At 30.9% G+C, this 14,368-nt stretch carries 16 protein-coding genes; 9 read left to right on the top strand and 7 right to left on the bottom strand.

The genetic code is table 11. The annotated features are described in order from the left end of the window. The first annotated feature begins 125 nt into the window (after positions 1-125). The 8 genes from GBO31_RS01840 (at position 126) to GBO31_RS01805 (ending at position 7,437) form a co-directional block, all read left to right on the top strand. Positions 126-989, top strand: a complete 864-nt coding sequence (locus tag GBO31_RS01840) for a sigma-70 family RNA polymerase sigma factor (protein WP_027395748.1) — start codon at positions 126-128, stop codon at positions 987-989. A gap of 231 nt (positions 990-1,220) precedes the next feature. Next, complete coding sequence (locus GBO31_RS01835; RefSeq protein WP_219006602.1) at positions 1,221-1,628, top strand: BLUF domain-containing protein; 408 nt, start codon at positions 1,221-1,223, stop codon at positions 1,626-1,628. A gap of 113 nt (positions 1,629-1,741) precedes the next feature. Continuing rightward, positions 1,742-2,158 carry a BLUF domain-containing protein gene (locus GBO31_RS01830; RefSeq protein ID WP_219006601.1) on the top strand — a complete coding sequence of 139 codons (417 nt, stop codon included), beginning with the start codon at positions 1,742-1,744 and terminating at the stop codon, positions 2,156-2,158. 118 nt (positions 2,159-2,276) lie between these two features. Next, positions 2,277-2,684: a BLUF domain-containing protein gene (locus GBO31_RS01825; RefSeq protein ID WP_219006600.1), complete on the top strand. Its 408-nt coding sequence runs from the start codon at positions 2,277-2,279 to the stop codon at positions 2,682-2,684. A 49-nt stretch (positions 2,685-2,733) separates the two neighbouring features. Continuing rightward, on the top strand, positions 2,734-3,393 hold the full coding sequence (rpe, locus tag GBO31_RS01820) for a ribulose-phosphate 3-epimerase (protein ID WP_219006599.1): 660 nt from the start codon (positions 2,734-2,736) through the stop codon (positions 3,391-3,393). Next, on the top strand, positions 3,393-4,361 hold the full coding sequence (locus tag GBO31_RS01815; RefSeq protein ID WP_219006598.1) for a YpdA family putative bacillithiol disulfide reductase: 969 nt from the start codon (positions 3,393-3,395) through the stop codon (positions 4,359-4,361). The genes rpe and GBO31_RS01815 overlap by 1 nt, the downstream gene beginning before the upstream one ends. 87 nt (positions 4,362-4,448) lie before the next feature. Next, positions 4,449-5,597 (top strand): AraC family transcriptional regulator, encoded by a 1,149-nt coding sequence (locus tag GBO31_RS01810; RefSeq protein WP_219006597.1) that lies wholly within the window; start codon positions 4,449-4,451, stop codon positions 5,595-5,597. A 64-nt stretch (positions 5,598-5,661) separates the two neighbouring features. Then, on the top strand, positions 5,662-7,437 hold the full coding sequence (locus GBO31_RS01805) for an FG-GAP-like repeat-containing protein (RefSeq protein ID WP_219006596.1): 1,776 nt from the start codon (positions 5,662-5,664) through the stop codon (positions 7,435-7,437). Positions 7,438-7,530: 93 nt separating this feature from the next. On the opposite strand, the gene GBO31_RS01800 is transcribed toward GBO31_RS01805, so the two are convergent. The 7 genes from GBO31_RS01800 to trxA all read right to left on the bottom strand — a co-directional run bounded on the left by GBO31_RS01800 (position 7,531) and on the right by trxA (position 12,688). Then, positions 7,531-8,235, bottom strand: coding sequence for a Bax inhibitor-1/YccA family protein (locus GBO31_RS01800; RefSeq protein WP_219006595.1), 705 nt, complete (start codon positions 8,233-8,235; stop codon positions 7,531-7,533). Between the two features lie 122 nt (positions 8,236-8,357). Continuing rightward, positions 8,358-9,227, bottom strand: coding sequence for a zinc-dependent peptidase (locus GBO31_RS01795; RefSeq protein WP_219006594.1), 870 nt, complete (start codon positions 9,225-9,227; stop codon positions 8,358-8,360). A gap of 144 nt (positions 9,228-9,371) precedes the next feature. Beyond that, entirely contained in the window at positions 9,372-10,760 is a 1,389-nt protein-coding gene (locus tag GBO31_RS01790) for an MBL fold metallo-hydrolase (RefSeq protein WP_219006593.1), read from the bottom strand. A gap of 76 nt (positions 10,761-10,836) precedes the next feature. Beyond that, positions 10,837-11,022 (bottom strand): hypothetical protein, encoded by a 186-nt coding sequence (locus tag GBO31_RS01785; RefSeq protein WP_219006592.1) that lies wholly within the window; start codon positions 11,020-11,022, stop codon positions 10,837-10,839. 47 nt (positions 11,023-11,069) lie between these two features. Continuing rightward, entirely contained in the window at positions 11,070-11,945 is an 876-nt protein-coding gene (locus GBO31_RS01780; RefSeq protein WP_219006591.1) for a sterol desaturase family protein, read from the bottom strand. Positions 11,946-12,113: 168 nt separating this feature from the next. Beyond that, positions 12,114-12,386 (bottom strand): acylphosphatase, encoded by a 273-nt coding sequence (locus GBO31_RS01775; RefSeq protein WP_219006590.1) that lies wholly within the window; start codon positions 12,384-12,386, stop codon positions 12,114-12,116. 2 nt (positions 12,387-12,388) lie between these two features. Continuing rightward, a complete protein-coding gene (gene trxA, locus GBO31_RS01770; protein WP_219006589.1) occupies positions 12,389-12,688 on the bottom strand; it encodes a thioredoxin in 300 nt (99 codons plus the stop codon). A 199-nt stretch (positions 12,689-12,887) separates the two neighbouring features. Between trxA and GBO31_RS01765 the strand changes: the two genes are divergently transcribed. Beyond that, positions 12,888-14,156: a DoxX family protein gene (locus tag GBO31_RS01765; RefSeq protein ID WP_219006588.1), complete on the top strand. Its 1,269-nt coding sequence runs from the start codon at positions 12,888-12,890 to the stop codon at positions 14,154-14,156. Positions 14,157-14,368: the final 212 nt, after the last annotated feature.

Here is a 14,368-nt window from a genome sequence, read left to right as displayed (position 1 = left end):
AGGTGAAAAATAAAAAGGATAAAAAAATATTTTACTTTTTTGTAACATTTTGATAACACCTTACGTATAATTAAGAAAAGAGAAGCCCTAAATATTCACAATATTAAATTTCAAGGAAACTATAGATGAGACAACTTAAAATTACGAAGCAGGTAACGAATCGTGAAACTGCATCGCTGGATAAGTATTTGCAGGAAATAGGAAAAGTAGATCTTATTACTGCTGATGAAGAGGTGGAATTAGCTCAGCGAATAAAAGCTGGAGATGAGAGAGCCCTTGAAAAATTAACAAAAGCAAACTTAAGATTCGTTGTATCTGTTGCTAAGCAGTATCAGAATCAAGGACTTACGCTACCGGATTTGATTAATGAAGGAAATCTAGGTTTAATTAAAGCAGCTAAGCGTTTTGATGAAACTAGAGGTTTTAAGTTTATCTCATATGCGGTTTGGTGGATTCGTCAGTCGATATTACAAGCTCTAGCTGAGCAATCTCGTATTGTACGTTTACCACTTAATAAAATTGGTTCTATAAACAAGATTAACAAAACATATGCATTCTTAGAACAGTCTCATGAAAGACCGCCAAGTGCTGAGGAGATAGCTAAAGAATTGGATATGACTATTAATGATGTAAAAGAGTCGATGAAAAACTCTGGTCGTCATGTAAGTATGGATGCTCCATTAGTGGAAGGTGAAGATTCTAATTTATATGATGTCTTGAACTCTGGAGAATCTCCAAATCCTGATAGATCTCTATTGCATGAATCTCTTCGTACAGAAATCGAACGTGCGTTAGAAACATTAACACCAAGAGAAGCGGATGTAATCCGATTATATTTTGGTCTTGGAGATCAACATCCAATGACATTAGAAGAAATTGGTGAGACTTTTGACCTTACAAGAGAACGTGTAAGACAAATTAAAGAAAAAGCTATTCGTAGATTAAAACATACATCTCGTAGTAAAATATTAAAAACTTATTTAGGATAACTTTTAATTTCCTAAATTGCGGTTACAAACAGTTTATAACATAACTGTTCGTTTTTTGATTGATGAATGACCTCCGGCTGATTACCGGAGGTTTTTTCATTTATGAATATAAGTCACTACACGTATTACTGCTAAACCACAATTAACAATTTCATTATGATGTTTATAAAAGAATAAATCCCCTTTTACCCTAAAAAAATAGTATCTTTAAAGGTATATACAAGGGCAATCATGTGGCAAACCATCAGTTATGTAAGTACGGCAGATTCTTCACTCACAAATGAAGATATGGAAGAGTTATTTGAATTTGTTAAGGTAAAAAACAATGAGCTCAAAATCACTGGAATATTAATGCATTCCGAAGGTAATTTCTTTCAAGTATTGGAAGGTAAGAAAGCACTTATTATTGATTTATTTGATAAAATAAGTCAAGACTCCAGACATTACAATATTATAAAAATTTTTGACAGAGCCATCGTTAATCCTTGTTTTTCAAAATATCACTCTAATTTTAAAGTTTTAGGTGAATCTAATAGTCATGATGAACTCCAAAATTTTCTAAATGAGGAAAAATCTTATAATCCAGATAACTATAAGAGTATTTCTTATATGGCGAATAAATTTATGAAACTTTCCTAAGGGTATTATTCGGTAGAAGTAAAATTCTTTGCTGGATAAACAACTGTTAAAATATCACATTAAAACATACATTAACTAAAAAATTCCCCCCTAAATCTATAACTTTATGTTATATGAAGGACTCTTTATACCACACAATATCTTACGTAAGTACTTCTATTAACCTTTCTGATCGGGATGTAAATGAATTACTTACTATTACAAAACTCAAAAATGAAGAACTGGGTATTACAGGAATTTTAATGCATTCTGAACAAAACTTTTTTCAAATTATTGAAGGAGAAACAAAAACAATTAAAAACCTATATAAAAAAATAGAAAAAGACATACGACATTTTAATCTCATTAAAATATTTGACAAACCTATCGATATTCCTTCTTTTAAAACTTTTCAGAGTTCTTACACTGTTATTAATAAAGAAAAAAATTATTCTGAGTTACAAAGTTTTTTAGAATCTGAAAAAAATCATAATCCAGAAAACTTTAAAAATATTTCTTATATAGCCAATAAGTTTATGAAACTTTATTAAAGAAAATAATCGCAATCACTTGAATCAATTCTAAAATACTAAATAAAAGTTAATGTTTAATTATTTAGGGAATTTTCCCTTAACTTAAAATTACATTAGAACCAAGAAAGATCCAATTATGTGGCAAACTATAAGCTATGTCAGTACAGCAAATCGTTCATTAACTCTTCCAAAAATTAGTGAATTGTTCGAATTTGTTAAGACCACAAATGACAATCTAAATATTACAGGAATTTTGATGTATTCTGATGGTAATTTTTTCCAAATTCTTGAAGGTGAAAAAGCACTCATCAAAGAACTGTTTCGCAAAATACTGATCGATCCCAGACATTACGACATTATAAAAATATTTGATCATGAAATGGAAGAACCTTCCTTTACAAAATACAATTCTGATTTTCTAACAATTAACAGAAAGTCGAAACATTCAGAATTAGAAGGCTTTCTGGAAAAAGAAAGAAACCATAATCCAGAAACTTTTAACAGCGTATCCTACTTAACAAACAAATTTATGCAGCTTTCTTAACCCCAATTTCAAAACTTAAATAGTATTTTTGCAGCAAATTTTACTATTTATGGCTTCAAAATTAATTGCCCCTTCCGTATTAGCTGCTGATTTTGCTAATTTACAACGTGATGTTGAAATGATTAACAATAGTGATGCCGATTGGTTTCATATAGACATTATGGATGGAGTTTTTGTACCAAATATCTCATTCGGTATGCCTGTATTAAGAGATATTGTTAAACACGCTACAAAAACAATTGATGTGCACCTAATGATTATTGATCCAGATAGGTATATAAAAACGTTTGCAGATTTAGGTAGCAATATTCTAACCGTTCACTATGAAGCGTGTACCCATTTGCACAGAACATTACAAGCCATAAAAGCTGAAGGTATGCAAGCTGGAGTTGCTATTAATCCACATACCAATGTAAGTCTACTTGAGGATACAATTAATGATATTGATTTGGTGTGCATCATGAGTGTTAATCCAGGGTTTGGTGGTCAATCTTTTATTGAAAACACATATAAGAAAGTAAAACAATTAAAGGAAATTATAGATCGCAATAATGCGAAGACTATGATTGAAATTGATGGTGGAGTTACTGATAAAAATGCCAAAGCACTTATAGAAGCTGGTGCAGATGTTTTAGTGGCAGGTAGTTACGTTTTTAAAAGCGAAAACCCTACTGCTACTATAAAAGGCTTAAAAGAGATTATTGCTTAATGACACATATTGATCTTATTATAATTGGTGGTGGACCTATTGGTATTGCTTGTGGTCTGGAAGCTCAAAAAAATGGAGTTGATTATCTAATTATTGAAAAAGGTCCTATTGTAAACTCTCTTTTTAATTATCCTGTGAATATGCAATTCTTTTCTTCTTCTGAGAAATTAGAAATTGATAATATTCCGTTTATTAGCAATGAAGCAAAACCGAAAAGAAATGAAGCTTTAGAATATTATCGTAGAATTGTTACTTCTAATGATCTAAATATTCATTTATTTGAACAGGTATCTTCGGTACAAAAAGAAGGAGATCTCTTTTCTATTGAGACAGAAAAAGACACATATACAGCTAATCATATTATCGTAGCGACTGGGTTTTATGATATTCCAAATACTATTGATGTTCCTGGTGAAGAATTATCAAAAGTATCTCACTACTACAAAGACCCTCATTTTTTTGCCAAACAAAAAATAGCCGTTGTTGGAGCTAGTAATTCGGCGGTAGATGCTGCATTAGAATGCTATAGAAAAGGAGCAGATGTAACTATGATTGTTAGATCTGCTGAAATTGGAAAACGAGTAAAATATTGGGTGCGTCCTGATATTGAGAATCGAATCGCAGAAGGAAGTATAAAAGCCTATTATGATGCTACTGTAAAAGAAATACATCCTGATAAACTGACCATAAAAACTCCTAAAGAAGAAATTTCTATAGAAAATGACTATGTCCTTGCATTAACAGGATACAAACCTAATTTTGACTTTTTAGAAAGAATAGGAATACAACTTTCGAATGATGAAAAAAAATATCCAAAATATGATGACAAGACTATGGAATCTAATGTTGAAGGAATTTATTTAGCTGGAGTTATTTGTGGGGGAATGGATACGCACATCTGGTTTATTGAGAATTCCAGAATACATGCAAAAACAATCATTAAAGATATCATCTCTAAAACTACTTAATTCTATGTCTTTTCGTTAGAAACTACTCATTAAATTGTATTTTTAATCTACTAATGGTGTATGTAAATACAGAAAAAAGCGTTAGAGATGCAACAAAATACTATTCCATCTTTTGATACATGGACTTCTATCTTTTTATTGGTAAGTTCTTTCGGGATATTTCTTAGTTGTATTCTGTGGACTCGCAAAACTAGTAGAGCTAATAATCTACCTATTATTTTATTACTATTTGGCTTTTCTTTAATACTACTATATTATGTCTTATTCTGGACAAACTATGGAACTGTATACCCCTATCTTTATTTTTATGATACCAGTTGGTATTTGGCTTTTGGTCCTTTGTTGTATAGTTATATTACAAGATTTTATAGTAAAACGTTCAAAGTAAAATGGTATCATTTTGCACCTGCATTATTATGCTTTTTAATGAATTCATTGTACTATATAAAATCATCAGGTTTTAGGGATATGCAAAACACCTATACCGAACCTTTATTTTATTTCTTAGAAGCTATAAATTATCCTTGGTTACGGGTTTTATCTTTTACTATCTATATAATCGTTATAAAAGATTTTATGACTTTGCATCAAAGTGAAAAAGAATCTCAATATGCCAAGACAAGAGAAAAGTGGTCAAATTTCCTATTACATCTATTTTCTCTTTTTGCAATAGCGTATACGAGTTATTATATTTTAGTCAAATTTTCTTTCTTTAGTCCTCATTGGGATTATGCAATCTCCTTTTCCATGTCTTTAGGCATCTATGCTATTGGATATATGGTATACAAAGAACCTTCGATTTTTAATGGAGAGTTATTGGCTAATCTATTTCTTACAGAAACGAGTTTACAGGAGTTTACGGATGGAACAAAGGATGAATTCTACCAAAAACTTCTAACCCACTTATCTACTAAAAAATCGTATTTAAATAATAATCTAAGATTAGTTCAATTAGCAGATGAAGTTGGTTTTTCTAGTCATACACTTTCAAAGATAATTAATGAAAAAGCTCATAAAAATTTCAATCAATTTATCAATGAATATAGATTAGAAGAAGCTGAAAAATTATTACTTCAAGATACCTCTTCGAGCATTAAAACCATTTATTTTGACGTAGGTTTTAATAACAAAGCCACATTCAATAATGCGTTTAAAAACAAATATCATTGTACCCCTTCAGAGTATAAAAGGAAACATGAAAAGTATAAAATAAGTGAATTAAGTAAAGAATTATAATTCTAAACCCTTTCATTATTCGTTTTATAGAATTTAGTTCTTATAAATCTTAAAACTTTTTCACATGAGAACTTTATTGTTACTTGCTTGTTGTTGTATTACCCATTTTGCTTTCACGCAAAACTTTACTTTGATAACCGATACCAATAATCCAATTGTCTCAGAACCAACTATTGGAGGAACATATTTTGGAACTTCTTGGACAGATATTAATAATGATAATAAGTTGGATCTATTTTATGGAGGAACTATATACAGAAACCTTGGAAATGGGAATTTTGAAATTGCATCAGGTGGTAATGTGATTCCCACAGCAACCGCATTAGTGGGTTGCAGTTGGGGAGATTATGAAAATGATGGTGACTTAGACCTTATTTATTCCAGATTTTCTGCTCCTTCTACCCTACAAACTAGGATCTATGCTAATGATGGAACTGGTCAGTTTACAGAAGTTAACTCTATATTAAACAATATCAATTCTGCAACCTGGAGTGTCCAATGGTGCGATTATAACAATGATAGTCATCTCGATTTCATTCTCACCTTTGCCGATATGTTTCTTGGTGCAAATAACCATTTCCCTAATCGGTTATATAGAGGAAACAGTGACGGCACGTTTACAGAAGTAATAGAAGATTATGAGTTTCTTACTGAATTAGCTCCTTATACGGTTTCTAATTGGACAGATTATGATGAAGATGGAGATGTTGACCTATTTATTGCCAGTGGACCTGCTGCGGGTCCAACTGGGATTGCTGCAGATTTTATATTTAAAAACTTACAAGTTGAAACCGGAAGCGAAGGCTTCGAAAAACTAACATCAACCGATCTTTCATTTGCTGAAGAGTTACAAGATGGACAATGTTATAACGCCATTGATTATGATAATGATGGAGATCTTGACATATGTCTTACAAACTACTCAGGAGTTGAAAATAAATTTTATAAAAATGAGAACGGAAATTATGTAAAAACCAATACACCTTTCACCATAGCAAATACCAGTAATTTAACCAATACTTGGGGAGATTTTGATAATGATGGAGATTTGGATGCCATCATCACCGCTTCGAGCACAACAGGTAGCGGATACTTTATTAACAATGGAGATGGTACATTTACTGAAAAAGACGTGAACCTAATTAACACAATAACTTCAGGAAGCTCTACAGGAGCGACAGTTGGTGATTATGATAATGATGGTGATTTAGATGTATTCATTGTTGGAGGTAGTATAAAAGCACTTTTTAGAAACGATCTGACGATTAAAAATCATTTCGCTAACTTCAAACTTATTGGTGATACATCTAACAAAGCAGGATTAGGAGCAAGATTGGAATTAACAGCAAGAATTAAAGGCAAATTAGTAACGCAAAAAAGAGAAATCTCTGCTTCCAATACTTTTATGGGACATAATAGCTTAAGAGCTCATTTTGGATTAGGAAAATCCGGTAGAATCATTGAGTTAAAAGTTTACTGGCCATCGGGAACTATAGATACATTTTCTAATCTAAGAGTAAACCGTTTTTATACTATTGAAGAAGGAAAACCTCTTCTTAACAAACCTCCTAAAAAAAAGCTAAGCAATTCTAACCCCAATGTAGTTTTATATCCAAATCCTTCAAAAAATAGTGTAAGACTAGCAATTAATAACCTTCCTACTATTCAAGAATCTGTTTCCATTAAAATAATGGATCTAGCTGGTCGTAATATGCTTGAGAAAAAATTTATCCCTAATGATGATATTATATTGGATATATCAAAGTTGCCTAAAGCTAATTACATAATTCATGTGGTAGTAGATAAAAAAACGTTTACGGAAAAGTTAACAATTCAGTAAAGATCTCCTTTTATCAAATAAAAAGGCAAGTTTTAGAACTTGCCTTTTTATTTGATATTTTATTACGTACTTAATCAAAAAGTACAGATACTTTTAGTCATTTGATAAGATGCTTAGAATATACCAGAATAACAACATTAACGAAGCAAATAATCCTAACGAAGCTCCTACATACTGATCTTCTGAATATTTATGCACCATATTAGAAGTTTGGTACAAAATTGATCCGGATGCTAAAACCACCATTCCAACACTAAACCATAAACCAAGGTTAAAGCCAAATAACATTCCTGCTACAATTAAACCGAGTGCAATAAAAAATCCAATGGTTAACATTGACCTCAGAAAAGAAAAGTCTTTTTTAGTCAATAATACAACACCAGATAAGCCAGTAAATAATGCTAAAGTTAAAATAGCCGCTTGATTCAATATATTTGCTCCTCCATTCTCTGCAATCATCATTGCTATTCCTATTAAAGGAATAAAAATAAACGCTTCTGCTACCACATATAAAACAAGGCCTAAATACTGTTTATTAAGATCATGTGTTTTATGTGCCATTCTTTCTGCATAATTAGTAGCCAACATAAACCCACCTAACATTACTAGCCATCTCCATCCTTGCGTCATAGAAAATGCAAAATTCACTATAGGTTCTATCTGAAAAAACACCCATTCTACAATTACAAATAGTAATACTGCCATCGCTAGATGTGTATATGTTTTCTTGTAAAAAGCTACTCTCTTTTCATCTGTAAGTGAACTTACGACAGGAGCTACTTGCTGAAATTCTTCCATTTTTTATTTTTTTAAATTTAAAAACTAATTAAAGATACTTTTTATCGTTAAATATAAGTGTCATTACAAAGCAAAATGTTACCCTAATTTTTTATTTTTTCAGAAAAGAGCATATGATAAAGTTATGCTTGCGCTTCAAAATATCTGAAATTTAGCATCCTGCTTACATATCCATAAATATCTGGAAATTGACTCTTTAGTTTATCTGGTGATTCCATGAACACTTCCACTAAAACAGCTATAAATTCAAATTTATCTGTAAAAGCATATTCTCTTAATAATTTGCTATCGATAATTTTATTTCTCAAAGTAACTGAAGACAAATGGTTCTCTAATTCCAGAAAAGTATCATGAAATATCTCTGAACTAATATTATTACATTTTAAAGAACAATAATGGATAGCATGTGTAATTTCGTGTATACCTAAATTTACTCCATCATCACTATCTAAATTTCCATGATTAAAGTGCTCCCATGATAATACTAATGCCTTTGATCTAGGATTGAATTCTCCTTTATTTTCGGTTTTATTCAGTATAGAGTAGTAAGTAGAGGGATATAGAATGATCGTTTCTACGTATTCTAAAAGATAATTCCGCATACCAAAAGTCATTTGAATCACTAAAAGTGTTATCTGCATTCGTTTATCATCATCTACAACAAGTCCATCTCTACCCACAAATTTTGTAGTTTCTAAAAATCGAACTACACGGTGTTCAAAATACTTTTTTTTCTTTTTGTCTAGTTTAGTATATAAGGAGTTTGTAGCTAAAAAAGGGACAAGATGTTTTGGTAATCTTTTAGATGACAAATAGAAATGAACAAAGAAAGGTTTCTTGTATTTATTTGCGTAAACAGTTTCTAAATACTTTGATATGTAATATAGGCATGTAGAGATAAGCGTGACAGCCAAAAGCACTGCCAAATATTTCGGAATCCCAGGTTCAGGCTGTTCCTGAAGGGAAATAATGTATAAAAAATAAAGATTCAAAAAGCTAAAAGTAGGTTTATTAAGTTACAATAATAATGGTTTTGAAATAAAAACTCTGTTAAATCAATAACTAAAACGCTAAACCTTAACCAATAGTATTAAAAATACGCTGGAAATATTTAGGTAATACTCATCTAAAACTTATTATTTAGTTGTTTTAATATCTACTTCTTGAATTGATTTAAATCCACCTGCTATATCTACCAAATTATGGATACCTCTACTTTTTAAAATGGATGCAGCAATTACAGAGCGATAACCACCAGCACAATGCACAAAAAAGGTAGTATCTTCTTTAGAAAATTCCGACAAATGATTATTAATCATACTTAAAGGAGTATTATGTGCTCCTTCTATATGACCAGAAGAAAACTCTGATTCTTTTCTCACATCATAAACCGCCGTATTTTCTGTAAGCCTGTTTTTAAAGGTTTCTGCAGAAATTGATTCTAATTGATCGATTTCTTTTCCAGCTTGTTTCCAGGTATCAAAACCTCCTTTTAAACAACCTAAAGTATGATCAAAACCTACTCGGGATAACCTAGTAACTGTTTCTTCTTCTCTACCTTCTGGAGTAACCAATAATATAGATTGTTTCACATCTCCTATTAAAGCTCCTACCCAAGGAGCAAAACCTCCATCTAAACCAATAAAAATGGAACGTGGAATATGACCTTTTACATAATCATTTTGATGTCTTACATCCAAAATCACAGCTCCAGTATCATTTGCAATTTGTTCAAATGTATCCGGATCCAATTCTTGTGTACCACGATTTAAAACCTCTTGAATATCATCATACCCTTCTTTGTTCATTTTAACATTTAGCGGAAAATATGATGGTGGAGGTAGCAAGCCATCAGTTACTTCTTTTACAAACTCCTCTTTGGTCATATCTGACCTCAACGCATAATTAGTTTCTTTCTGAGCTCCTAAAGTTCCAACCGTTTCTTTGCTCATATTTTTCCCGCAAGCTGAACCAGCTCCATGAGCAGGATATACAATTACATCATCTGCAAGTGGCATTATTTTAGTTCGTAAACTATCGTATAACATCTCTGCCAACTGTTCCTGAGTCATATTTGCAGCTTTCTGTGCAAGATCTGGTCTTCCTACATCACCTAAAAACAAGGTATCACCACTAAAAATAGCGTGATCTTTTCCTTGCGGATCTTTGAGCAAATACGTAGTACTTTCTAAAGTATGTCCTGGAGTATGCAATGCCACGATTGTAACATCTCCAATTTTAAATTCTTGTCCATCTTCTGCAATAATCGCGTCAAAGGAAGTATGTGCTTGTGGTCCATATACAATTGGCGCATTGGATTCTTTTGATAATGTAATATGTCCACTTACAAAATCAGCATGAAAATGGGTCTCGAATATATATTTTATCTCCGCATTATCTTCTTGGGATTTTTCTATATAAGGTTTTATTTCTCTCAGTGGATCAATTATAGCAACTTCTCCGTTACTTTCTATATAATATGCGCCTTGTGCAAGGCAACCTGTATACATTTGTTCAATTCTCATTTTTCCTGGAAATAATTATCAAAAATTTGTCAAAGTTATAATTAATTAAAAGTACCGCAAAGAATAGCCCTTTTATTTATGAAGCTTCTAAAAACTTCAACAGTTCGTATACAAGAAAAGCAGGCCAAAATATAGCTTTTACTATACCTAATAACCCCATCCATAAGCTTGTGGCGTGGCTTATATAATATATTAGAGCTCCAATGATCCCTAATCCATATACCGTATTTGAAGACGCTTTTTTCTTTACTTTTTCTTTCATTACCTATGTTTCAAAATGAACTATTCTAGTTAAAACCTATAGAAACCTTACTTTCTAAAACTTTTAAAACCAAATAACAACTGCCCTAAAAAACTTTTAGGTACTTTTTCGTCGCCGGGAAAACCTATTTCTATGGTTCCGCTATCTTCTGGAATGTAATTAGTTTTAAAAATATAATCCCATAGACTTAAACTAATACCAAAATTCACACCAAAAGAACCTTTGGGCAGCTCATACGCATGATGATACAAATGCATCACAGGGTTATTTAAAATATATTTAAGAGGTCCCCAAGTGATTTTGATATTTGAGTGATTGAAATGTCCTATTGCGATAGCCATAAAATGAACAATATATGCCTGTTCTGGTTCAAACCCTCCTAAAACCATTACTCCAATTGTTTTAAGTGGTTTATACAAAATATTTTCCATCCAATGGTATCTAAGATGTGCAGCAAATCCCATTTCTTTAACCGAATGATGTATCCTATGAAACCTCCAAAAGAAAGAAAACTTATGGAGTAATACATGAGTAAACCATTGTACAAAGTCAAGTATAACAAAAAAGACAAGTAGCTGAATCCATTTTGGTAAGTTCGAAATATTTATAACTGTTAAGCTCTGATTGGATATCCCTAAATCACTAAAAAATAAACTCAGCAATTCATAAAAACCACTTATTACTATGGAGAACACAAAAAAATTAAAGAACATATAAAATCCATCCAACCAGAAATCCTTTCTGAAAATAGCTTGTTCTTTTCTCCAAGGAAATAGTAATTCCAAACCCCATACGACTAAAGAAATAGCTATTAATCCCCAGAAATAGTTGATATACCAAGGAACCTCAAAAATAATGGAGTTCCAAGTCCATTGAAGACTATTCTTGAAAGCATCAATAAATACACTAACATACGTATCCATAAAACAAATTTACTAAAGAGAACCTCTTACCTTAATGATTATGTCGGGTAAATGATTGGTTTCCTACACTTTTTATATGATTGCTATTTTAAAAGTTTAAAAGTAGAAAAACAGAATGACGCTTTCAGTAACAAATGTTACAGTGAAGAACATCTAAAGCACCATGTTTTAATATCGTATCTGGAAATCTTCATATGCTAAAATCTCTGTTTCAGTTTTACTAACTTCATCCACTACTGCATACTCAGGTCCCTTTGCACACCACTTTAAAAATAGTTGCAATTGATCTTGCTGTCCTTCAGCCTCAATATAAACATTACCGTTAGGTAAATTTTTTACAATTCCGTTGATTCCTAACTGCTGGGCTTTCTCTAAAGTGCTTTTACGATACCAAACTCCTTGTACTTTACCCTTTACCGTAATATCATAATGCTTTATCATATTTATGTATAAGAATTTATTGTTGAGATTATATCTTGTTTTTGTAATACTCCTGATTGTCTCCAGAGTTGTTTTCCTTCTTTAAAGAGTAACATAGTCGGTACTCCTCTTACTTGATATCTTGATGCTAAGGACTGATTTTTATCAACATCAATTTTTATAATCTTAACTGTATCTCCTAATTCATCTTTTACTTCCTTCAAAATTGGTGCTAACATCTTACAAGGGCCACACCAATCTGCATAAAAATCTATCAGCACTGGAGTGGCTGAATTAATTATATTACTAAAATTATCTTTCATTTCACAAACTTGGTTGTTTTAAAATTAAAAATACAAAATGACAAAACGAAAGTAATAAGGTTTATATCATAGTTCTTTATGATTTAAGTAATTATTAACGTGTCTAACACATCACTAAGTAATCATTTTTCTAATAAAATAGTCAAGCATAAAATATATGATAAAATCGTATTATTGTAACTCATATCAATCAAAACAAATGTCATCAATTGAAAACACTCACTGGAGCTTGTCTAACAAAATTTATCTAAGAATTATATTTCTTTATTTAGTACTCTACATATACCCTTATGGATTTGAATACATTGTAGAATTAAATACCTCTGACATTTCGTTTTGGAAGGATCTTACTATTTGGTTTGGTCAACTTTTTTTAGGCTGGGAATTTGACAAAGATAACCTCCTAAATGGATTTGACTCAAAGTATGATTATAGTAGATTTTTGCTCATCATCACTCTTTCTATTATCGGGACAATAATTTGGATTCTTATTGATAGCAAATTAAAATTAGCCTATGATTCTAAAATAAAAATACTTACTAGAACTATTTTAAGATATCATGTCGGATTAACGTTAATTCTTTATGGACTAGCTAAAGTATTTATGTTACAATTTGGCGAGATGGATCTTAATAGATTGGAAAGTACTATCGGTGACTATAATGGTATGAGATACCTATGGACTTTTATGAGTTACTCCAAATTTTATACAATGAGCACCGGATGGGTTGAAGTAATTGGTGGCATTTTATTATTATTTAGAAGGTTTACGTTTATCGGATCTACTATAGTATTTATTGCAATGGCGAATGTAGTTTTAATTGATGTTGGATACGACGTAAGGGTTAAAATGTTCGCAATTCATCTTTTAATAATGACCATATTATTATTGAGTGATGATTTTAAAAGAATTATCAATTTCTTTATCCTTAATAAACCAACTAAACCTTTTTTGGATCAACCTTTATTTAAAAAAAATAAGAAAATAGGGTATTCAATTAAGAGTGCTATTATTTTGTATTTCATCATTTCAAGTACTATCAACTTTTCAAAAAGGATAGAATCACAAACCGTTAATAGATTTCCATCCCTAACAGGATATCATGAAATTGAAATTCTTGTGATAAATGGAGATACTATTCAGGAATCTAATAAAAGTAGATGGAAAAATATTTCGATTAATGGAAGTTCTTATAGACCAGAATCTTTAACAATTACTTCTGTAGATAAAAAGAAATTTTATTATTCATTTGAAGCTGATACAGTTAAACAAACCATCCATTTCCATAAATTTAATGATTCCATTGACAACGCATATAAACTATCCTATGAAAAGATTGATAATAATATAGTTGTTTTTAAGGGATCTTACCATCAAGATTCTTATTGGATGAAAACCAAAGTGAAGACGCTTAAAGATTATCGATTAACTAGAGAAGGAATTCGCTGGATAACAGATTTAAAATAAAATATACTCAATTTATTTTTTACTAATGATACTTTTCCTAAATATCATTAATCTATAGTACAATTACACTAGTTTACTTCAGCATATTTTCTAATTTATTCCTAAAAAACTTCTCAAAACCCCAGTATTTTGGTTAAAAAATGTTAAAATAGTACCTTTTTATACATAGTACTGTAACAAAATTGAAGTTTTGTTGTCTAGTAAGTATATAA

Origin of the sequence: Aquimarina litoralis (assembly GCF_019295435.1) — a bacterium.
GTDB classification, from domain to species: domain Bacteria; phylum Bacteroidota; class Bacteroidia; order Flavobacteriales; family Flavobacteriaceae; genus Aquimarina; species Aquimarina litoralis_A.
Note: the sequence above shows the minus strand (reverse complement) of the source record. Positions and strands in the feature narration are given on the sequence as shown.